This is a genomic window from Massilia sp. LjRoot122, from assembly GCF_964252725.1.
Taxonomy (GTDB): domain Bacteria; phylum Pseudomonadota; class Gammaproteobacteria; order Burkholderiales; family Burkholderiaceae_D; genus Telluria.
In genome coordinates this window covers 2,968,644-2,990,024 of the sequence record NZ_CAXUPB020000001.1, presented here as the reverse complement: position 1 = coordinate 2,990,024, position 21,381 = coordinate 2,968,644, and the positions used below count along the sequence as shown (strand labels likewise).

At 66.7% G+C, this 21,381-nt stretch carries 16 protein-coding genes; 5 read left to right on the top strand and 11 right to left on the bottom strand.

Annotation, left to right across the window (positions count from 1 at the left end):
• Window positions 1-41: 41 nt before the first annotated feature.
• Both mnmH and ACSQ25_RS12970 read right to left on the bottom strand, forming a co-directional pair.
• A complete protein-coding gene (gene mnmH, locus ACSQ25_RS12975; RefSeq protein WP_436106102.1) occupies window positions 42-1,097 on the bottom strand; it encodes a tRNA 2-selenouridine(34) synthase MnmH in 1,056 nt (351 codons plus the stop codon).
• Entirely contained in the window at window positions 1,097-1,723 is a 627-nt protein-coding gene (locus ACSQ25_RS12970) for an arylesterase (protein WP_436108071.1), read from the bottom strand. The genes mnmH and ACSQ25_RS12970 overlap by 1 nt, the downstream gene beginning before the upstream one ends.
• Before the next feature lie 7 nt (window positions 1,724-1,730).
• Here ACSQ25_RS12970 and ACSQ25_RS12965 point away from each other — a divergent pair, with 7 nt between their 5' ends.
• A complete protein-coding gene (locus tag ACSQ25_RS12965; protein WP_436106101.1) occupies window positions 1,731-2,447 on the top strand; it encodes an ABC transporter ATP-binding protein in 717 nt (238 codons plus the stop codon).
• A 106-nt stretch (window positions 2,448-2,553) separates the two neighbouring features.
• Here ACSQ25_RS12965 and ACSQ25_RS12960 read toward each other — a convergent pair whose 3' ends face one another.
• Window positions 2,554-4,050, bottom strand: a complete 1,497-nt coding sequence (locus ACSQ25_RS12960; RefSeq protein WP_436106100.1) for an NAD(P)H-hydrate dehydratase — start codon at window positions 4,048-4,050, stop codon at window positions 2,554-2,556.
• Window positions 4,051-4,135: 85 nt separating this feature from the next.
• On the opposite strand from ACSQ25_RS12960, the gene ACSQ25_RS12955 reads away from it, so the two are divergent.
• The gene (locus ACSQ25_RS12955) at window positions 4,136-7,735 is read left to right on the top strand and encodes a hydantoinase B/oxoprolinase family protein (RefSeq protein WP_436106099.1); all 3,600 of its coding nucleotides are present in this window, start codon (window positions 4,136-4,138) and stop codon (window positions 7,733-7,735) included.
• Here ACSQ25_RS12955 and ACSQ25_RS12950 read toward each other — a convergent pair.
• Window positions 7,732-9,360 carry a tetratricopeptide repeat protein gene (locus tag ACSQ25_RS12950; protein ID WP_436106098.1) on the bottom strand — a complete coding sequence of 543 codons (1,629 nt, stop codon included), beginning with the start codon at window positions 9,358-9,360 and terminating at the stop codon, window positions 7,732-7,734. The genes ACSQ25_RS12955 and ACSQ25_RS12950 overlap by 4 nt on opposite strands.
• 199 nt (window positions 9,361-9,559) lie before the next feature.
• On the opposite strand from ACSQ25_RS12950, the gene purL reads away from it, so the two are divergent.
• Window positions 9,560-13,585, top strand: coding sequence for a phosphoribosylformylglycinamidine synthase (gene purL / locus ACSQ25_RS12945; protein ID WP_436106097.1), 4,026 nt, complete (start codon window positions 9,560-9,562; stop codon window positions 13,583-13,585).
• Between the two features lie 71 nt (window positions 13,586-13,656).
• Here purL and ACSQ25_RS12940 read toward each other — a convergent pair whose 3' ends face one another.
• A complete protein-coding gene (locus ACSQ25_RS12940; RefSeq protein ID WP_436106096.1) occupies window positions 13,657-14,046 on the bottom strand; it encodes a hypothetical protein in 390 nt (129 codons plus the stop codon).
• A gap of 234 nt (window positions 14,047-14,280) precedes the next feature.
• On the opposite strand from ACSQ25_RS12940, the gene ACSQ25_RS12935 reads away from it, so the two are divergent.
• On the top strand, window positions 14,281-14,859 hold the full coding sequence (locus ACSQ25_RS12935; RefSeq protein ID WP_436106095.1) for a hypothetical protein: 579 nt from the start codon (window positions 14,281-14,283) through the stop codon (window positions 14,857-14,859).
• A 67-nt stretch (window positions 14,860-14,926) separates the two neighbouring features.
• Here ACSQ25_RS12935 and ACSQ25_RS12930 read toward each other — a convergent pair whose 3' ends face one another.
• The 6 genes from ACSQ25_RS12930 to ACSQ25_RS12905 form a co-directional block, all read right to left on the bottom strand.
• A complete protein-coding gene (locus ACSQ25_RS12930; RefSeq protein ID WP_436106094.1) occupies window positions 14,927-15,718 on the bottom strand; it encodes a peptidylprolyl isomerase in 792 nt (263 codons plus the stop codon).
• Window positions 15,719-15,799: 81 nt separating this feature from the next.
• Complete coding sequence (locus tag ACSQ25_RS12925) at window positions 15,800-16,579, bottom strand: peptidylprolyl isomerase (protein ID WP_436106093.1); 780 nt, start codon at window positions 16,577-16,579, stop codon at window positions 15,800-15,802.
• 141 nt (window positions 16,580-16,720) lie between these two features.
• Window positions 16,721-16,999, bottom strand: a complete 279-nt coding sequence (locus ACSQ25_RS12920) for a BolA family protein (protein ID WP_436106092.1) — start codon at window positions 16,997-16,999, stop codon at window positions 16,721-16,723.
• Window positions 16,989-17,630: a septation protein A gene (locus ACSQ25_RS12915; RefSeq protein WP_436108070.1), complete on the bottom strand. Its 642-nt coding sequence runs from the start codon at window positions 17,628-17,630 to the stop codon at window positions 16,989-16,991. The genes ACSQ25_RS12920 and ACSQ25_RS12915 overlap by 11 nt, the downstream gene beginning before the upstream one ends.
• 14 nt (window positions 17,631-17,644) lie before the next feature.
• Window positions 17,645-18,040, bottom strand: a complete 396-nt coding sequence (gene msrB / locus ACSQ25_RS12910) for a peptide-methionine (R)-S-oxide reductase MsrB (protein ID WP_436106091.1) — start codon at window positions 18,038-18,040, stop codon at window positions 17,645-17,647.
• Between the two features lie 26 nt (window positions 18,041-18,066).
• Window positions 18,067-19,554 (bottom strand): protein adenylyltransferase SelO, encoded by a 1,488-nt coding sequence (locus ACSQ25_RS12905; protein ID WP_436106090.1) that lies wholly within the window; start codon window positions 19,552-19,554, stop codon window positions 18,067-18,069.
• A 152-nt stretch (window positions 19,555-19,706) separates the two neighbouring features.
• On the opposite strand from ACSQ25_RS12905, the gene ACSQ25_RS12900 reads away from it, so the two are divergent.
• Entirely contained in the window at window positions 19,707-21,380 is a 1,674-nt protein-coding gene (locus ACSQ25_RS12900; protein ID WP_436106089.1) for a 3-(methylthio)propionyl-CoA ligase, read from the top strand.
• Window position 21,381 lies beyond the last annotated feature (1 nt).

Below are 21,381 nucleotides of genomic sequence, written 5' to 3'. Positions count from 1 at the left end.
GACGGATCATCTGCTAGTGCTGAAAGCGAGGCAGTGGGTTTTCAGGCAGCATGCAGGCGGCGCGCCGCCGCGACGAAATCATGCTCGGCGATGTCCTTCAACTCCAGCACCTCCGCCTTCGGAAACTGCACGAAATTCCGGTCGATCGAACGCACATAAGCCGGATCGTAGTGCTCCACCAGCAGCTGGTCGACCAGCTCCGCCATCGCCCCGCTGTTGGCCATGTCGTGCCAGGCCTTGATCTTCTCGTTCCCGTGCAGTTGCGCCAGGTGGGCCAGCTGGCCGGTGAGGGCGTCGGGATTCTTGCAGAAGTGCGCATAGTCTTCCATCAGCAGCCGCACCCGGTTCTCGCGCGATAGCGACAGCGAGATGCAGGGCGAGGCGCGCATGCGCTCCATCACCGCGTCCGGCACGCGCAGGTTGCCGACCTTCTTGCTCTCGGATTCGACGAACACCGGCTTGGACGGATCGAAGCGGCGCAGCTTGTCCCAGATCTGGCTCTCGAACATCTTCTGGCTCGGCTGGGGTTCGTCCGGCAGGTGGCCCAGCACCGAGCCGCGGTGGGCCGCCAGGCGCTCCAGGTCGAGCACCTGCGCGCCCAGGCGGTCGAGGGTTTCCAGCAGCCGGCTCTTGCCGCTGCCGGTGGTGCCGCAGACCACGCGGAAATCGAGTTCCGGCGGATTCTCCAGCGCCGTGGCCACGTGCGCGCGGAAGGCCTTGTAGCCGCCGTCGAGCTGCACCGCCGGCCAGCCGATCTTGGCCAGGATGTGGGCCAGCGAGCCGCTGCGGTTGCCGCCGCGCCAGCAGTAGACCAGCGGCTTCCAGTCGCGCGGCTTGTCGGCCCACAGGGTCTCGATGTGGCGGGCGATGTTGGCGGCCACCAGCGGCGCGCCGAGCTTCTTCGCCTCGAAGGCGCCGACCTGCTTGTACAGGGTGCCGACGCGGATGCGCTGCGCGTCGTCCAGCACCGGGGCGTTGACCGCGCCGGGAATCCGGTCGAGCGCGTATTCCGACTCGCTGCGCGCGTCGATGATGGTATCGAAGGTATCGAGTTCGGGGAGGATGTCGGCGAAGCTCAGGACGGCAGGGTATTTCATTATTCTTTCACGAGCGGCGCGAATTGCGGCCAGATGTTGTTCAGGATGATCGGGTGGGCGGCGGCGGTCGGGTGCAGGCGGTCTTGCTGGAACAGCGCCGGCTTGTCGGCCACGCCCTCCAGCATGAAGGGCACCAGCGGCGACCTGGTTTCGCTCGACAGCTTCTTGAACATGTTGAAGAAGCTCTCGGTGTAGGCGCGCCCGTAGTTCGGCGGCATGCGCATCCCCACCAGCACCACCTTGGCTTTCTTTTGCTGCGCCATGCTCACCATCGCGCGCAGGTTACTTTCGGCCGAGGCCACCGGCAGGCCGCGCAGGCCGTCGTTGGCGCCCAGTTCGAGCACCACGATGTCGGGCCGGTGCTGGTCGAGCAGGGCCGGCAGGCGGGTGCGGCCGCCGATCGTGGTCTCGCCGCTGATGCTGGCGTTGACCACCCTGGCCGGAATTTTCTCGGTCTTGAGCTTCTGTTCCAGCAGCGCCACCCAGCCGGCGCCGCGCGTGATGCCGTATTCGGCCGACAGGCTGTCGCCCACCACGAGCACGGTTTTTGGTGCAGAATAGGCGCTTGCCGATGCTGCCAGGGTCAGGCAGGCAGCAACAGCCAATTTTTTAAGACTTTCAAACATCATTCGCATGCGTGATCACCCCGAGGCGTACAAGAACGGTCCGGCCAATGAAACAGTCAGGACGCCGGCGATCGCCGTCAGCGGCCTGTCGAAGCGGGTGGCGGACGCCAGCGGCGAACTCACCATCCTGCAAAACATCGATTTTACCGTGCAACCGGCCGAGACGCTCGCGCTCGTCGGGGCTTCCGGTTCGGGCAAGTCGACACTGCTGGGCCTGCTTGCCGGCCTGGACACGCCCTCCGAAGGCAAGGTACTGCTCGACGGTACCGACATCTTCGCCCTCGACGAAGATGGACGCGCCGCTTTCCGCAAAGCCAAGCTGGGCTTCGTGTTCCAGTCCTTCCAGCTGCTGGCCCACCTGAATGCCGTGGAGAACGTGATGCTGCCGCTGGAATTGCGCGGCGACGCCGATGCCCGCGCCAAGGCCGAGGCGATGCTGGGCCGCGTGGGCCTGGCCAGCCGCCTGCGTCATTATCCGAAGTACCTGTCGGGCGGCGAGCAGCAGCGCGTGGCCCTGGCGCGCGCCTTCGTGACCGAGCCGCCGCTGCTGTTCGCGGATGAGCCGACCGGCAGCCTCGATGCCGCCACCGGCGAATCGATCATCCAGCTCATGTTCGAACTGAACCGCGAACGGGGTTCGACCCTGGTGCTGGTCACGCATGATCCGGCGATGGCGGCCAGGTGCGGTCGCACCATCACCATCGCCGCCGGGCGCCTGGCCTGAATTTGTAGGGTGGGCGGGTCTCCCGCCCGCGCGTTCAGCTAAGGCGTGAGCAGCGACAACGCTTCCACTGGTTGAACGCGCGGGCGGCGAAGCCGCCCACCCTACGTTAACCCAGCTTCTCGGTAACCAGGAGGTTCAGCACGGCCCGCGCCGCGGCAGGCAGTTCGCCCGCCGTCATGCCGATCGGACCGACGCCCTGCGCGACCAGCAGGTCCGCCGCGGCGCCGTGGATCCATGCGCTGCCCAGCGCCGCTTCCCATGCCGGCCAGCCCTGGGCCAGCAAGGCCCCGCAGATCCCCGCCAGCACGTCGCCGCTGCCGGCCGTCGCCAGTCCGGCGTTGCCGGTCGGGTTGATGAGGATGGTCCCGTCCGGACGCGCGATCACCGACCCCGAGCCTTTCAGGATCACCGCCGCATTGCTGCGCAGGGCCATCTGGCGCGCGGCCTCCAGGCGGTCGGCCTGAATCTGCGCCGCCGTCATGCCGAGCAGACGGGCGCCTTCGAGCGGATGCGGCGTGAGTACCGCCGGGCTGCTGCGCTGCGCCAGCCGTTCCAGCAGGTCGGGACTGGCGCCGATCAGGGTGATGGCGTCGGCGTCGATCACCAGCGGGCTGTCGCTGTCCAGGGCCTTGGCCAGCAGGCGCATGGCCGCGGCCGAGCCGCCCATGCCCGGTCCGATCACCAGGGTGCGCCCGTCGAAGGCGAAGTCGTCGGCCGGGCGGAACATGATTTCGGGCTGGACGCTGTCGTAGCCGGGGCCGGGGTCGAGCATCGCGACGAAGGTCCGTCCCGCTCCCGCATACAGGGCGCCGCGCGCGGCCAGCACCGGTGCGCCGGCCATGCCGTGGGCGCCGCCGATCACCGCCACGTCGCCGAAACTGCCCTTGTGCGTGTTGTGGCGGCGCGCGGCCAGCCGGTGCGCGAAGGCCTCCGCCGATCCCATGCGGGCGGCGGGGGCGGGCAGGTGCGCGGGTCCGACGCCCAGCCTCTCGACCCGCAGTTCGCCGGCGAAGTCGCGTCCGTCGGCCGTATGCAGGCCCGGCTTGTCGCCCAGGAAGGTGATGGTGTGGGTGGCCCGCACCGCGATGCCGTCCGGCCCGATCACGGCGCCGGTGTCGGCATCCAGGCCGCTCGGCACGTCCAGTGCCAGGATCGGACACCGGATGGCGCCGAGCGAGGCGACCAGGTCGCGGTACTCGCCCTCGAGCGGACGCGCCAGGCCGATGCCGAACAGACCGTCGACCACCAGTCCCCATTGCCCCTCGGGCGGAAGCATGTCGATGAAGCCGACCGTGCCGGCCCGCGCCCGTTCGTGGGCACTCGCGGCCTCGCTGGAAGTCTCCCGCTGTCCGGGCAAGTGCAGCACGGTCGCATCGATGCCGGCATCGGCCAGGACGGCCGCCATTTCCAGCGCGTCGCCGCCGTTGTTGCCGGGGCCGGCGAGCAGCAGCACGGGCAGGTCGCGCCTGCCGCCCAGCAGTTCGAGCGCGTACTTCGCTGCCGCTTCGCCGGCGCGCCGCATCAGGGTGCCGGGCGCCAGGTTCGCATATGCCGCACGTTCGATCTCGCGCAGCTGCGCCACGGTGTACAGGTGATTGTCCATGGCCGCATTGTCATGCATTTTCGCCAAAACGGTCGCGCGTCCGGACTACAATAAGCGTTTTGATTGACGCGTCGGGAGTAATGACATGGACTGGCAGTTCTGGATCGATCGTGGCGGCACCTTCACCGACATCGTGGCGCGCAGGCCCGACGGCACACTGGTCACGCACAAGCTGCTGTCCGAGAATCCCGAGCAGTACCGCGACGCGGCGGTGGCCGGCATCCGCCACCTGCTCGGCCTGGCCGGCGGCGAGCCGGTCCCGGTCGCCCAGGTGGAAGCCGTCAAGATGGGCACGACGGTGGCCACCAACGCGCTGCTGGAGCGCAAGGGCGAAGCCACCGTGCTGGCGATCACCCGGGGCTTCCGCGACGCCCTGCGCATCGCCTACCAGAACCGTCCGCGCCTGTTCGACCGCCACATCGTGCTGCCCGAACTGCTGTACGGCACGGTCATCGAGATCGAGGAGCGCGTGGGCGCGCACGGCGAGGTGGTCTTGCCGCTGGATGAAGCCGCAACGCGCGCCGCACTCCAGCAGGCGTATGACGGGGGGCTGCGCTCGATCGCCATCGTCTTCATGCACGGCTACCGCTATACGGCCCACGAAGCGGCCACCGCCCGCATCGCACGCGAGATCGGCTACACCCAGGTGTCGGTGTCGCACGAAGTCAGCCCGCTGATGAAACTGGTGGCGCGCGGCGACACCACCGTGGTCGACGCCTACCTGTCGCCCATCCTGCGCCGCTACGTCGACCAGGTGGCGGGCGAGCTGCCGGGCGTGAACCTGCAGTTCATGCAGAGCAGCGGCGGGCTGACCGATGCGCGCGCCTTCCAGGGCAAGGACAGCATCCTGTCCGGCCCTGCGGGCGGGATCGTCGGCATGGTGCGCGCCAGCCAGCTGGCCGGCTTCGAGCGCGTGATCGGCTTCGACATGGGCGGCACCTCGACCGACGTCTCGCATTTTTCCGGGGAGTTCGAACGCGTGTTCGAGACCCAGGTCGCCGGCGTGCGCATGCGCGCGCCGATGATGAGCATCCACACGGTGGCGGCGGGCGGCGGCTCGATCCTGCACTTCGACGGCACCCGCTACCGCGTTGGCCCCGACAGCGCCGGCGCCAACCCGGGCCCGGCCAGCTACCGGCGCGGCGGCCCGCTGGCAGTCACCGACTGCAACGTCATGCTCGGCAAGATCCAGCCCCGGCACTTCCCGCGCCTGTTCGGCAGAAGCGGCGACCAGCCGCTCGACCTGGACGCCGTGCACGCCGGCTTCGCCGCGATGGCGGACCAGATCGGCGCGGCCACCGGCAGCCGGCCCGCGCCCGAGGAAGTGGCCGAAGGCTTCATCCAGATCGCGGTCGGCAACATGGCGAATGCCATCAAGCAGATCTCGGTGCAGCGCGGCCATGACGTGACCGACTACGCGCTGACCAGCTTTGGCGGCGCCGGCGGCCAGCACGCCTGCCTGGTGGCCGACGCGCTCGGGATGAAGACGGTGTTCATCCATTCGCTGGCCGGCGTGCTGTCGGCCTACGGCATGGGCCTGGCCGACCAGACCGCGATGCGCGAACAGGCCGTCGAGCTGCGCCTGCTGGAGGCCGGCAGCGACGCGCTGGCCGCGCGCCTCGCCGCATTGGGCGCGAACGCACGCGAGCAGTTGCTGGGGCAGGGCGTCGCACCGGAGCGTATCGCGCTGGTGCAACGCGTGCACCTGCGCTACGAAGGCACGGATTCGGCCATCGTCGTGCCTTTCGGCGAGGTCGAGACCATGCAGGCCGCCTTCGAAGCTTCCTACAAGCGCCGCTACTCCTTCCTGATGCCGAGCCGCGGCCTGGTGGTCGAGGCGGTGTCGGTGGAAGCCATCGGGCGCTCGGATGCACCGGCCGAGGCGCCGGCGCAGGCCGGCTCAGGCGGCGCGCAAGCGGCGCCGGATGAGCGGGTGCGCATGTTCAGCGGCGGCGCTTGGGTCGATACCGGCGTGTTCCTGCGCGATGGCATCACGCCGGGCGACATCGTGAACGGGCCGGCCATCATCGCCGAAGCGAATGCGACCACGGTGGTGGAACCGGGCTGGCAGGCCCAGGTCACGCCGCACAATCACCTCGTGCTGCGGCGCGTGCAGGCCTTGCCCGAGCGGCGCGCGATCGGCACCACGGCCGACCCGGTCATGCTCGAGATCTTCAACAACCTGTTCATGTCGATCGCCGAGCAGATGGGCCTGCGCCTGCAGAACACGGCCTATTCGGTGAACATCAAGGAGCGCCTCGACTTCAGCTGCGCGATCTTCGATGCCGACGGCAAGCTGGTGGCGAACGCGCCCCACATGCCGGTGCACCTCGGCTCGATGGGCGAGAGCATCAAGACCGTGATGCGCAAGAACGCCGGCCGCATGAAGGCGGGCGACGTTTACGTGCTGAACGACCCGTACAACGGCGGCACCCACCTGCCCGATGTGACCGTGATCTCGCCGGTGTTCGACGAGGCGGGCAAGGAGATCCTGTTCTACGTCGGCTCGCGCGGCCACCATGCCGACATCGGCGGCACCACGCCGGGCTCGATGCCGCCGGACTCCGAGCACATCGAGCAGGAGGGTGTCCTGATCGACAACTTCAAGCTGGTGGACGGCGCCGACGGCGTGCTGCGCGAGGCCGAGGCCCGCGAGCTGCTTACCGAGGCGCGCTACCCGGCACGCAACCCGGACCAGAACATGGCCGACCTGCGCGCCCAGGTGGCCGCGAACCAGAAGGGCGTCGAGGAACTGCACAAGATGGTGGCGCACTTCGGCCTGGACGTGGTGCGTGCCTACATGGGCCACGTGCAGGACAACGCCGAGGAAGCGGTGCGCCGCGTGATCTCGGCGCTCAAGGATGGTCGCTACAGCTACGATCTCGATAACGGCGCGCGCATCGAGGTGGCGATCCGTGTCGATCAAGAAAGCCGCAGCGCGGAGATCGATTTCACCGGCACCTCCAGCCAGCTGCCGAACAACTTCAACGCGCCGTCCGCGGTCTGCATGGCGGCGGTGCTGTACGTGTTCCGCACGCTGGTGGATGACGAGATCCCGCTGAATGCCGGCTGCCTCAAGCCGCTGAAGGTGATCATCCCGCCGGGCTCGATGCTCAACCCGCACTATCCGGCCTCGGTGGTGTCGGGCAACGTCGAGACCTCGACCTGCATCACCAACGCGCTGTACGGCGCGCTGGGCGTGATGGCGGCGGCGCAGGGGACGATGAACAACTTCACCTTCGGGAATGCGCGCTACCAGTACTACGAGACGATTTCGGGCGGCTCGGGCGCGGGCCCGGGCTTCGACGGGACCGACGTGGTGCAGACCAATATGACCAACTCACGCCTGACCGATCCGGAGATCCTGGAATTCCGCTTCCCAGTGCGGCTGGAGAGCTACGAGATCCGCCACGGTTCGGGCGGGGCGGGGCGCTGGCACGGGGGCAACGGCGGGGTGCGCAAGGTCCGCTTCCTGGAGCCGATGACGGCGGCGATCCTGTCGAACAACCGGGTCCATGCGCCCTTCGGGATGGCGGGTGGCGAGCCGGGCGAGCGTGGGCGGAATACCGTGCTGCGCGCGGATGGGACGGTCGAAACCCTGGGCCATATCGGCAAGGTCGGGATGGAGCCGGGCGATCTGTTCGTCATCGAGACGCCCGGAGGCGGCGGCTACGGCAGGCCCTAGGTCGAGATACCGTACTTGCGCTTGGCCTGCTGGAATTCCTCGCTCAGCGCCGCCAGGCGCGGATGCCCGGCATCCAGCGCCCGCAGCCGCTCGATCTGCTCAGCCGCGACTTCGCTCAGCGCGTGGTCCCATCCCAGCTCGTTCACCTGGCGCAGGATGCCGCCGGCCACCGCGACCATCACCTGCTGGTTGCCCGGCGCCATGTGCAGCGCCTCGAGCAGGGTCTGCACCGCGCCGCGCACGTCGCCCATGTTGCGCTTTTCGTCCGCCACGCCGAGCAGGATCTGGGCCTGCGCGCGCAGCTGCTCGCCCATGCCGTCGGCCAGGTCGGGCCGGCCCGCGCGCACGAACACGCTAATTGCCTGGTCCACCGTCACCGCGCCCGCAGCGTCGTGCATCACGTTCATCATGACGCTCGAGGCCTGCTCGTCGAGCTGGTGTTCCAGGCAGGCTTGCGCCAGGCCGATCTTCAGGTTGGGCGACAGCCCGCTGCTGGTGCGCGCCGCGCTCACCGCGTTCGAGAGTTCCGCCACCGCCGCGCTGACGTTGCCCATTTTTTCCTGCAGCAGGGCGTTCGAATAGGCCTTGCAGGCATCGACGTTGGCGTTGCCGCGCAGCGAGCGCTCCAGGTCGCGGATCACGCCGCCGGCGCCCGCGACGTCGCCGCGGGTGACCATCGCCCTGACCAGGTTGACGTGGTCTTCGGGATTGCGGAATTCCGAGTAGCGCGCCTTGCTCACGACCTGCTTGAAGGATTTTTCGGCGGCTTCGGCATCGCCGTTTTCCAGCGCGACCTCGCCCAGCTTGCGCAGGCGGCGCACCATGTGCGGCGAGATCGCCACCGCTTCTTCCAGTACTTTCTGCGCGTCCGTGGTGGCGCCGAGCCGCTCGTGGCAGCGGGCCAGCAGGTCGTAGGCGGCCATCAGGCGCGGATTGGCCTGCACCAGCTGTTCCAGCGTGTCGCGCGCTTCCTCGACCTCGCCCTGTGCGAGCCTGGTACGGGCCAGGCCGAGCCCGGCCCAGCCCAGCGGGCGCTCGGCCAGCACGTCGCGGTAGATCGCGCCGGCCACCAGGTGATCGCCGACCGAGACGTGCAGTTCGGCCTTCAGGCGCAGGAAATCGAGGGCATAGCGCGGGTTCGCGAGGGCGGCGCTGGTACAGGCGCGGATCGCCTCGACCGGCTTGCCCTGCGCCGCCAGCTGCCAGACCGGGAGCAGGGCAGTGCGGCGTTCCAGCGCGCGCTTGATGCGGGTGCTCAGCATCTCGACCGTGAAGGGCTTGAGCACGTAGTCGGTCGGGGTCAGCTCGGCCGCGCTGACGACCTTGTCGTACACGCCCTCCGAGGTGAGCATGATGAAGATGGTCGATGCGGTGATCAGGCGGTGGTGGCGCAGGTCTTCCAGCAGCTGCTGGCCGTCCTGGCCGTCGCCGCCCGGGCCGCCCAGGTCGTACTCGCACAGGATGACGTCGTAGCTGCGCTTGGCGAGCTGCTTGATCGCGGTGCCCGCATTGATCGCCGACTCGACTTTGGTGATGCCGGCCTGGTTCAGCATGTTCTGCAGGCTGCCGCGCATGCCCTGGTTGGGATCGACGATCAGTACCGTGAGGTTGGCGTTCTCTTGCATCTCGCTCCGTCCTGTTCGGTGCCTGCGCACCTGTTGTCATTATCTAGCCCCTACAATACCGATTAGTTCCTGCAGGATCAAGAAATGTCCGCGCTGTAAGTTGATCCTGCAAGGTCGGCACTGATAGGAATGCAACGCTGTATAATAGCGGGCTATCTTCCACCCTAGCAGCGACGCTGCATCAACCAACTTCTCAGCCATGTTGATTCTGCCGGGTTCCAACGCCCTGTCCGCCTTCCGTAGCCAACGCCTCCTGTCGCAACTCCAAGCCGTCGCACCATCGATCGCGGCAGTCCAGGCACGCTTCTTCCACTTCATCGACAGCAGCGCAGCGCTGAGCACTGACGATACCGAGCGCCTCACCGCCATGCTCACCTATGGCGAACCGGCGGCGCAAACTTTATACGAAGGCGTGACCGAAGAGTTCTTCGTGATCCCGCGCCTGGGCACGATCTCGCCGTGGGCCTCGAAGGCCACCGACATCGCCCACAACTGCGGCATGGCGCACGTGCACCGCATCGAGCGCGGCGTCGGGTATACCGTCGTGCTGAAAGGCGGCATCCTCGGCACCGGCATCGGTGCGCCGAAGAAGCTGGGCGAGCAGGAAGTGCAGGCCGTCGCGGCCCTGCTGCACGACCGCATGACCGAAACCGTGCTGCGCAACGCCGACGAGGCCCAGCGCCTGTTCGACGAACTGGCCGGCCGTCCGCTCGAGACCGTCGACGTGATCGGCGAGGGCCGCGAGGCACTGGTGCGCGCGAACACGGAACTGGGCCTGGCGATGTCGGTCGACGAGATCGACTACCTGCACGAGGCCTTCACGAAGGCCAAGCGCAACCCGACCGACGTCGAGCTGATGATGTTCGCGCAGGCGAACAGCGAACACTGCCGCCACAAGATCTTCAACGCCGACTGGATCATCGACGGCGTCAAGCAGGACAAGTCGCTGTTCGGGATGATCAAGAACACCCACCAGCTGAACCCGCGCGGCACCGTGGTCGCCTACAGCGACAACTCCTCGATCATCGAGGGCGCCACCGTGACCCGTTTCTTCCCGCGGGAGAAGCAGGAATATGGTGCGTCGACGGAACTGGTGCACACCCTGATGAAGGTCGAGACCCATAACCACCCGACCGCGATTTCGCCCTTCCCGGGCGCCTCCACCGGCGCCGGCGGCGAAATCCGCGACGAAGGTGCGACCGGCCGCGGCGCCAAGCCGAAGGCGGGCCTGACCGGGTTCACCGTGTCGAACCTGCTGCTGCCGGATGCCCAGCGTCCGTGGGAAAACGCGAGCGACGTCAGCGCCGGCCCGAATGGCCGCGTGGACGCCGTTTACGGCAAGCCGGAGCGCATTGCCTCGCCGCTGCAGATCATGATCGACGGCCCGATCGGCGGCGCCGCCTTCAGCAATGAATTCGGCCGTCCGGTCCTGGGCGGTTACTTCCGTACCTACGAGCAGAATGTCGGCGCGGCAGGCAGCGTGTTCGGCTACCACAAGCCGATCATGATCGCCGGCGGCATCGGCAGCATTTCGGCCGCGCACACCCACAAGGACGAGATCCCGGTCGGCAGCCTGCTGATCCAGTTGGGCGGTCCGGGCATGCGCATCGGTATGGGCGGCTCGGCCGCATCGTCGATGGCCACCGGCACCAACACCGCCGACCTGGACTTCGACTCGGTCCAGCGCGGCAACCCGGAGATGGAGCGCCGCGCCCAAGAAGTCATCAACGGCTGCTGGCAGATGGGTGAGGACAACCCGATCATCTCGATCCACGACGTGGGCGCCGGCGGCCTGTCGAACGCCTTCCCCGAAATCGTCAACGACGCCAAGCGCGGCGCGCTGTTCGACCTGCGCAAGGTGCCACTCGAAGAATCCGGCATGGCACCGAAGGAAATTTGGTCAAACGAGTCGCAAGAGCGATATGTGTTGGCGATTTCGCCAATGGACCTTGATAAATTTGCATCGATTTGCGAGCGCGAGCGCTGCCCGTATGCAGTGGTCGGCACCGCGACCGAAGAGCGCCAGCTGCGCGTGATCGATCCGCAGGAAGGCAATAATCCGGTCGACATGCCGATGGACGTCCTGCTCGGCAAGCCGCCCAAGATGCTGCGTGACGTCGAACATGTCAGCTATGACTTCCCGGCCATCGACCTGACCGGCATCGAGCTGGCCGAAGCCGCGCGCCGCGTGCTGCTGCTGCCGACCGTGGGCGACAAGTCCTTCCTGATCACCATCGGCGACCGCACCGTGGGCGGCATGACCGTGCGCGACCAGATGGTCGGCCCGTGGCAGGTACCGGTGGCCGACTGCGCCGTCACCGCCATGTCCTACGAGGGCTTCCTGGGCGAGGCGATGGCGATGGGCGAGCGCACCCCGCTGGCCGTGATCGACGCCGCCGCTTCCGGCCGCATGGCCGTGGGCGAGGCGATCACCAACATCGCCGCTGCCGCGATCGACCAGATCGGCGACATCAAGCTGTCGGCCAACTGGATGGCGGCCTGTGGCCAGCCGGGCCAGGACGCCGCGCTGTTCGACACCGTGAAGGCGGTCGGCATGGAACTGTGCCCGGCGCTGGGCGTGTCCATCCCGGTCGGCAAGGATTCGCTGTCGATGCGCACCACCTGGAACGATGAGGGTGCGAACAAATCGGTGATCTCGCCGGTGTCGCTGATCGTCTCGTCGTTTGCGCCGGTAACCGACGTGCGCCGCTCGCTGACCCCGCAGCTGCGCACCGACCTTGGCGACACCGCCCTCGTGCTGGTCGACCTCGGCCGCGGCAAGAACCGCCTCGGCGCCTCGGCGCTGGCGCAGGTCACCCAGCAGATCGGCGACAGCGTGCCGGACGTCGATGCGCCGCAAGACCTGAAAGCCTTCTTCGACGCCATCCAGCGCCTGAACAAGGAAGGCAAGCTGCTGGCCTACCACGACCGCTCGGACGGCGGCCTGTTCGCCACCCTGTGTGAAATGGCCTTCGCCGGCCGCGCCGGCGTGTCGGTCAACCTCGATATCCTCACCATGGAAGGCGAGCATGCTTCCGACTGGGGCGATGCCAAGAACTGGACCACGCAAGTGGGCGAGCGCCGCAACGAGATGACCCTGCGCGCCCTGTTCAGCGAAGAGCTGGGCGCGGTGCTGCAGGTGCGTGCGGACGAGAAGCAGGCCGTGATGGCCGTGCTGCGCGAGCTGGGCCTGGGCGCCTGCAGCCACATCATCGGCAAGCTGAACGACCGCGGCGTGATCGAATTCACCCGGGATGCCAAGGTGATCTATAGCGAAAAGCGCAGCGAACTGCATCGCCTGTGGAGCGAGACCAGCTGGCGCATCGCGCGCTTGCGCGACAACCCGGTCTGCGCCGACCAGGAATACGACCGCCTGCTGGACGAGAGCGATCCGGGCATGTCCCCGGTGCTGACTTTCGACCTGCGCGAGGACGTGGCCGCGCCCTTCATCGCGACGGGCGTGCGTCCGCGCGTGGCGATCCTGCGCGAGCAAGGCGTCAACTCGCACATCGAGACCGCCTGGGCGATGCACCAGGCCGGCTTCGCCGCGATCGACGTGCACATGAGCGACCTGATCGCCGGCCGTGCCAGGCTGGATGATTTCCACGGCCTGATCGCGGTGGGCGGCTTCTCCTACGGCGACGTGCTGGGTGCGGGCGAGGGCTGGGCCAAGACCATCCTGTTCAACCCGCAGCTGGCGGATCAGTTCGCGAAGTTCTTCGCACGCCAGGATACCTTCGGCATGGGTGTCTGCAACGGCTGCCAGATGCTGAGCAACCTGAAATCGATCATCCCGGGCGCCCACGCCTGGCCGAAGTTCACCCGCAACAAGTCGGAACAGTTCGAGGCGCGCTTCGGCATGGTCGAGGTGCTCGATTCGCCGTCGATCTTCTTCGCCGGCATGGCGGGCACCCAGGCACCGATCGCGATCGCGCACGGCGAAGGCTTCGCCGACTTTTCGCTGACCGGCGATATCGACGCAGCGGTGAAAGCCATGCGCTACATCGACAACCGCGGCCAGGCCACCGAGACCTATCCGTTCAACCCGAACGGCTCGCCGGGCGGCCTGACCGCCGTCACCACCGAGGATGGCCGCTTCACCGCCATGATGCCGCACGGCGAACGCGTGTTCCGCACCGTGGTCCATTCCTGGGCGCCGGATGCATGGCCGGACGAGTCGCCATGGCTGCGCATGTTCCGCAACGCGCGCAAGTGGGTGGGTTAAACCCCTGAGCTCGCTCGAGCCCACGACCAAAAGCGCCTCCTCGGAGGCGCTTTTTTCATGTCCGCCCGAGTTCAGCTACCCCAGATCGGCTCGTCTTTGCTGCCGTTCCCGCCCGGCGTGCCCGGCGGCTTTCCGGCGCCCGCACCGACGTCCGGCACGGAGCCGCCCTGGCCGCCGGAACCGCTGAGGTTGCTATCCGCGTTCGAGGCCTGGCTGCCCGGATTGCCGCCGCCGGCCGCGCCGCCCATCGGACCGGCACCACCCTGGTTCGACATCGCACCCGCCGTGCCACCGGCCACCGGTTCGGTGGCGCTGCCATGGCCGCTCTGCGGCTTGCCCGGCGGGTTCACCTGGGCTTCGGGAGGCGAGCTGACGATACCGCCGCCGCGCCCCGCGGGATTCGCGGTGTAGTGCCCGGCATTCGACTGCAGGTCCTGTTCCTTGCGTTCATCCTTGTTCATGGTCTGCTCCTGTCAGCGTTCTTTGGACCCATGGTAGCCCGCCGCGCAAAATGCTCAATAGGACGGGCGAGCAGGAACGCGTAGGAGTAGGGCGCAGATCACCATTCTTTCTGGAAAAATAGTGTGTAAAATCAAGAGCTTGGCTCGCTGAGTTGACGCAAGCCTGTATGCGAGGCGGGCGCGCATCATGGGGTTCCGACGGTCTGGACCGTCACCACATCCACGGAGGAACCCATGACGACGCGTACCGGCTTCAGCTGTTTCGCTTCCCGATTCATCCTTGCCGCCAGCCTTCTGCTCGGACTCGGCAGCGCCTCGAACGCGGCCTACGCGAGCGAACCGGTGCGCGCCGAACTGGGCGCCGCCGGCTGCGACGGGCTGCTCCTGGCCCGGGGCGTCACGCCCGACGCCCTGCTGGCCGACTGCACCTGCCCGCCGAAGGGCTGCGTGCGCACCCAGGGCTACTGGGGCAACAAGCCGGGCGTGGTCTGGCCCAAGGGCTACGACCGTGAGGCAGACTTCTTCGGGAGCGGCCTGAGCTGGCAGGAGGTGCTCGACAGGCCGACCCGCGGCGACGCCTACTTCATCCTGGCCCACCAGTACATCGCGGCCGTGCTGAACACGGCCTCGGGTGCCTCGGCCCCGAACAGCGTGCGCTCGGTGATCATCGCCGCCGGCGCCTGGTTCGCCACTGCCGCTCCCGGCACCTGCGTGCGGGGCGCCTGCCAGCTGCAGCGTTCCTGGGCCGGCATCCTCGACGAGTACAACAACGGAGAGTACCCCGGCGGCCCGAAGCATTGCGACGAAGACTGAACACGCGCGAGGCAGGCATAAAAAAAGCGCTCCCGGGGGAGCGCTTCTGTCGACGGCGGGGCCGTTCTTACTGAATCTTAGCCTTCTTGACCAGGCTTTCGCGGTACTGCGCCAGCTGGCGCTGCTGCAGCTGTTCCGCGACCTGCTGCTTGACTTCGTCCAGGGCCGGGATCTTGGCCGCGCGGACGTCTTCCAGCTTGATCACGTGGAAGCCGTACTGGCTCTTGACCGGGGTGTCGGTGATCGCGCCTTTTTGCAGAGCGGTCATGGCCTTCGAGAACTCAGGCACGTAGTTGGCCGGGCTTGCCCAGTCCAGGTCGCCGCCATTGGCTGCCGAACCGTCTTTCGACTGGGCCTTGGCCAGGTCTTCGAACTTGGCGCCGCCCTTGATCTTGGTGATGATGGCCTTGGCTTCGTCTTCGGTGGCCACCAGGATGTGGCGGGCGCGGTATTCCTTGTCGCCGACCTGGGCCTTGTAGCGGTCGTACTCGGCCTTGATCTCGGCATCCTTGATCGGGTTCTTCTTGACGTAGTCGGCCAGCATCGCGTTGATGATGATGCTCTGGCGGGCGTTGTCGATCGCTGCCTTGACGTCGGCGCGGCCGCCGATGCCTGCCTTGTCGGCTTCCTGGATCAGGACTTCACGGCCGATCAGGTCTTTCTTGATCGCTTCGCGCAGCTGCGGCGAATCGGTGGCGCGGCCCTGGGCCACCACTTGCTTGACCACCTGGTCAACCTTCGCCGCCGGGATGGGCTTGCCATTGACGGTAGCGGCGTTCTGCGCGAATGCAGGCGCGGCGATCATCGCGGTCACGGCAAAGCTGATTGCCAAGGACAGGCGGGCTGGCTTCAAAATCATTGTTAAGGTCCTATCTAAACACGAAAAGTTCGCCGCGCGGCGGCATTAACCGGTGCCTCGCGGCACCGGCGGTAGTACATCTTACTGCACCTTTGCCTTTTTGACCATTTGGTCACGGTAGTCAGCAAGCTTTTTCTGGGCCAGGGCGTCCTGGATCTGCGGCTTGACTTCGTCCAGCGACGGCAGCTTGGCGGCACGGGTGTCGTCCAGCTTGATGACGTGGAAGCCGTTGGCGGTCTTGACCGGATTCTCGGTGACGGCGCCTTTCTGCAGGCCGGTGAAGCCGGCAGCGAACTCAGGCGGGAACGAGGACGGGCTGGCCCAGTCCAGGTCGCCGCCGTTGTTGGCGGTGCCGGTGTCCTTCGACTGCTTGGCCAGGTCTTCGAACTTGGCGCCGCCCTTGATCTTGGCGATCACGGCCTTGGCGTCGGCTTCATTGTCCAGCAGGATGTGGCGCACATGGTATTCCTTGTCGCCGGTCTGGGCCTTGAAGCGGTCGTACTCGGCCTTGACTTCGGCGTCGGTCACCGGGTTCTTGCTGATGTAGTCACGGGCCAGCTGGTTGACGACGATGGACTGGCGGGCGTTGTCGAGTGCTGCCTTGACTTCCGGCTTCTTGTCGTAGCCCTGCTTGATGGCTTCCTGCATCAGCACTTCGCGGGCGATCATCTCTTGCTTGATCGCGTTGCGCAGCTGCGGCGAATCCTGGCCCTGGCCGGCAGCGACCAGTTGCTTGACGGCGTCTTCGACACGCGAGGTCGGGATGGCTTTGCCGTTCACGACGGCGAGGTTCTGGGCGAAGGCAGGGGCCGCGGCAACGGCGATCAGCGCTAACAGCAGGCGTGCTGGCTTAAAGGTCATTTCTGGAATTCCTGTGGGAAGGGATGTACTTGGACGAGATTTTGATTAGTTCTTTTACTTCAAGTTCTGGTACTTGGCGTTACATATTGTCGGCCACTATTCTTAAAGCTCACTGAAATACTCAACAGCGGCCGGCAAGCATCAAGCCGCCTCAGCCGGTGCGATGGCCGTAATGGCCAGCGCATGGATTTCCGCCTTGTTAATCATTTCGTGAACGGCATCATACACAAGACGATGGCGCATGACCAGCGTGAGGCCCTGGAACTTCTCGGAGACGATTTTCACGCTGTAATGGCTGCCGCCGGAAGCGGCGCCGGCGTGGCCGGCGTGCAGGTGCGAGTCGTCGCTGATTTCCAGCACGGTCGGGGCGAGTTCGGCCTGCAGGCGCTCGCGCAGGCGTTCGGTACGGTTAGCTTCCATTTTGAGCATCCTCCTGGATATGTTTGGACAGGAACAGCGATTGAATGACGATGAAGGCGAACAGGATGCCGGTGATGCCGAACAGCTTGAAGCTGACCCAGGCGCCGGTATCGCTACGGAAGACCACGAAGGCCATCAGGAGGTTCAGCAGGCCCAGGACGGCGAAGAAGGCGATCCAGGCGTGCAGGACGCGGTTCCAGACGGCGTCGGGCAGGTTCATCGCGCCCCCGAGCGCCGAGCGCATCAGGTTCTTGCGGTAGAGCAGATGCGCCAGCAGCAGGGCGGCGCCGAAGGCCCAGTACAGGATGGTCGGCTTCCACTTGATGAAGGTGTCGTCATGGAAGTAGATGGTGGCGCCGCCGGCCACCACCACCACTCCCAGCGACAGCCACAGCATGCCGTCGACCTTCCTGCGGCGCGCCAGCAGGTAGACGATCTGCAGCACGGTCGCCAGGATGGTCACCGCGGTGGCCAGCAGGATCGGCGACTGCGAGGCCGGTACCGCGCCGCCCGAAACCAGGCCCCCGAGGTAGTCGGTGACCAGGCCGTGGGCCCATTCCTGATTGTTTTCCCCATACTTGTAAATGCCGAAGAACAGGATCACCGGCAGCATGTCGAACAAGAACTTGATCATTGAGCACGCCCTCAGACAGGTTCGAAACGCAGCGCGGCGGAATTGATGCAATAGCGCAGGCCGGTCGGCGGCGGGCCGTCTTCGAAGACGTGGCCGAGGTGGGCGTCGCACACGGCGCAGATGATCTCGGTGCGCACCATGCCGTGCGTGCGGTCGACTTTCTCGATCACATTGGCCGGGTCGAGCGCCTTGAAATAGCTCGGCCAGCCGCAGCCGGAATCGAACTTGGCGTCCGACTCGAACAGCGGGGTGTCGCAGCAGACGCAGTGGTAGATGCCGTGTTCGTGGTGGTCCCAGTACTTGCCCGTGAAGGCTCGCTCGGTGGCGGCATGGCGGGTTACCTGGTACTGCATCGGGTCGAGCTGGGCACGCCAGTCGGCGTCGCTCTTGGTCACTTTGTCGTTCATGGTGGGTCTCGCTTGTTTCTTGATGTTCAGGAAGAGCAGCTCACTTCGAGGTGGGCCGCCCAGTCGGGCGGCAGGGCCGCGTAGGCCTCGTTTTCCGGCTGCTCGTCGAAGGGGCGCTCGAGCACCGACAGCAGGCGGTGCACGCCGCCGAAGTCGCCGTTCTGCGCCTGTTCGATCGCGGTCTGGGCCAGGTAGTTGCGCAGCACGTACTTCGGGTTGACGCGCTGAATGGCGGCGCGGCGCATGTCGTCCCGGCTGTTCTCGGCGCGCAGGCGGGCACGGTACTGGCCGGCCCAGGCATCGAAGGCTTCGCGGTCGATGAACAGGTCGCGCAGCGGCGCATCCTGCTCCGGTCCGCCGTCGAGCTTCAGCTCGCCCAGGCGGCGGAAGAACAGGGTGAAATCGGCATGGTTCGCCTGCAGCAGCCCGAACATGGCATCGAACAGGGCGCTGTCTTCCTCGCGCGCATCGACCAGGCCGAGCTTGGCATGCAGCAGTTCGTCCAGTTTGGCGCCAAAGGCAGGGCGGTAGGCGTCGAGCGCTTCCTCGGTGTCCTCGGGCGTGCCGATCAGCGGCAGCAGGGCGTTACCGAGCGCGTAGCAGTTCCAGTGGCCGACCGGCACCTGGTTGGCATACGAGTAGCGGCCGCCCTGGTCGGTGTGGTTGCAGATGTGGTTGGCGTCGAAGGCTTCCATGAAGCCGAAGGGGCCGTAGTCGAGGGTCAGGCCCAGGATCGACATATTGTCGGTATTCATCACGCCATGCATGAAGCCGACCGCCTGCCAGTGAGCGATCATGTGCGCGGTACGGCGCGTGACTTCGGCCAGCAATTCCTTGTAGGGATTGGCCGCGCCCGCGAACTCCGGATACCAGTTCTTGATGACGTAGTCGGCCAGCAGGCGCAGTTCGTCCTGCTTATTGCGGTAGTGCCAGTGCTCGAAGGAGCCGAAACGCACGAAGCTCGGCGCCATGCGCGTGACCACGGCGGCGGTCTCGACGGTCTCGCGCACGACCCGCTGATGCGAGCCGGTCAGCATCAGCGCCCGGGTCGTCGGGATGCCGAGCGCGGCCATGGCTTCGGAGCACAGGAATTCACGGATCGAGGAGCGCAGCACCGCGCGGCCGTCGCCCATGCGCGAATAGGGCGTCAGGCCGGCGCCCTTGAGCTGCAGCTCCATCCGGCCGGCCGGACCGGGCAGGTCGCCCAGCACGATCGCCCGGCCGTCGCCGAGCTGGCCGGCCCAGACGCCGAACTGGTGGCCCGAATAAACTGCCGAGAGCGGCTGCGAGCGCACCGCCACCTTGTTGCCGGTGAAGACGGCAACGAAATCCTCCTGCGCCAGTTCCTGCGGGTCGAGTCCGACCAGCGCCGCCGCGGGTGCGCTGGCAGCGATGAAGTAGGGCGCCGGCAGTGGCGTCGGCATCAGCCGGGTATAGAAGGCCGGCGGCAACTCGGCGAATGAGTTGTCAAAGGGAAGTTCGTCAGCAGTAATGGCAGCTCCTGGATTATTCATGCGCTATCGGCAGGATTCTACCGTACCGGGCCGATTCCATTGGCGCACGGGTGGGCGTGCCATGCTGCGGCGCGCAATCGAATTGCATTGACGTGAGGTCAAGGGCCGGTCGACACTCAGCGTAGTGTTGCCAATCTGACCATGGAGAACCGATGAGCGTCACGCTTGAACCGCTTGAACCCTACCCCGCCAGCCCCCTGATGGGGCAGATGATGGACCAGCCGCTGCTGGTGTCGAGCATCATCGCATTCGCCGCCCGTCACTATGGCGCCGGCGAAATCGTCTCGCGCCGGGTCGAGGGCGACATCCACCGTTACACCTACCGCGACTGCGAGGCGCGCGCGCGCCGCATGGCCCAGGCGTTGCAGGGCCTCGGGGTAGGGATGGGCGAGCGCGTCGCGACCCTGGCCTGGAACGGCTACCGCCACATGGAGCTCTACTATGCGGTATCGGGTTCGGGCGCCGTACTGCACACCATCAACCCGCGCCTGCATCCGGAGCAGATCGCCTACATCATCAACCATGCCGAAGGCCAGTACCTGTTCTTCGACATGACTTTCCTGCCCGCGATCGAAGCGATGGCGCGCCACTGCAAGACCATCAAGGGCTATGTGGCGATGTGCGATCGTGCCCACATGCCGCAGGAGACCGGCATCCCGACCTTGCTGTGCTACGAAGACCTGATCGCGGCGTCCTCCGGCGACTACGCCTGGCCGGTCTTCGACGAGCGCTCGGCCGCCGCGCTGTGCTACACCTCGGGCACCACCGGCAATCCCAAGGGCGCGCTGTACTCGCACCGTTCGACCGTGCTGCACGCCTATGCCTCGAGCATGCCGAACGCACTGAACGTCTCGAGTGCGGACACCGTGCTGCCGGTGGTGCCGATGTTCCACGTGAACGCCTGGGGCCTGCCGTATTCGGTGCCCCTGTCCGGCGCCAGGATGGTGTTCCCGGGCCCGGCCCTGGACGGCAAGTCGCTGTACGAACTGTTCGAAGCCGAAGGCGTCACCTTCTCGGCCGGCGTGCCGACCGTCTGGCTCGGCCTGGTCAACCACGTGATGCAGAACGGGCTGCGCTTCTCGAGCTTCCGGCGCACCGTGATCGGCGGCTCGGCCTGCCCGCCGGCGATGATGGACACCCTGATCGACGAACTGGGCGTGCAGGTGGTGCACGCCTGGGGCATGACCGAGATGTCGCCGCTCGGCACCGCCTGCACCCTGATGGGAAAACACAGCTCCCTGCCGAAGGAAGAACAGCGCGCCGTGCTGCGCAAGCAGGGCCACGCCATCTATGGCGTCGACATGAAGATCGTGGACGACGACGGCAGCGAGCTGCCCTGGGACGGGACCACCTACGGCCACCTGCTGGTGAAGGGTCCGTGGGTGGTGTCGGGCTACTTCCGCGGCGAGGGCGGCGAAGTGCTGCAGGACGGCTGGTTCCCGACCGGCGACGTGGCCACGATCGACCCGGACGGTTACCTGCAGATCACGGACCGCAGCAAGGACGTGATCAAGTCGGGCGGCGAATGGATCGGTTCGATCGACCTGGAGAACGTCGCCATGTCGCACCCTGCCGTGCTGCAGGCGGCCTGCATCGGCGTGCAGCACCCGAAATGGGCCGAGCGTCCGCTGCTGGTGGTGGTGAAACGCCCCGGCGCCGAGCTGGGCCGCGAGGAATTGCTGGCCTTTTTCGAGGGCAAGGTGGCGAAATGGTGGATCCCGGATGACGTGGTATTCACCGAGGCGCTGCCGGTTGGCGGCACCGGCAAGATCCAGAAGAACAAGCTGCGCGACATCTACCACGAGCACCGCCTGCCGACCGCCTGAA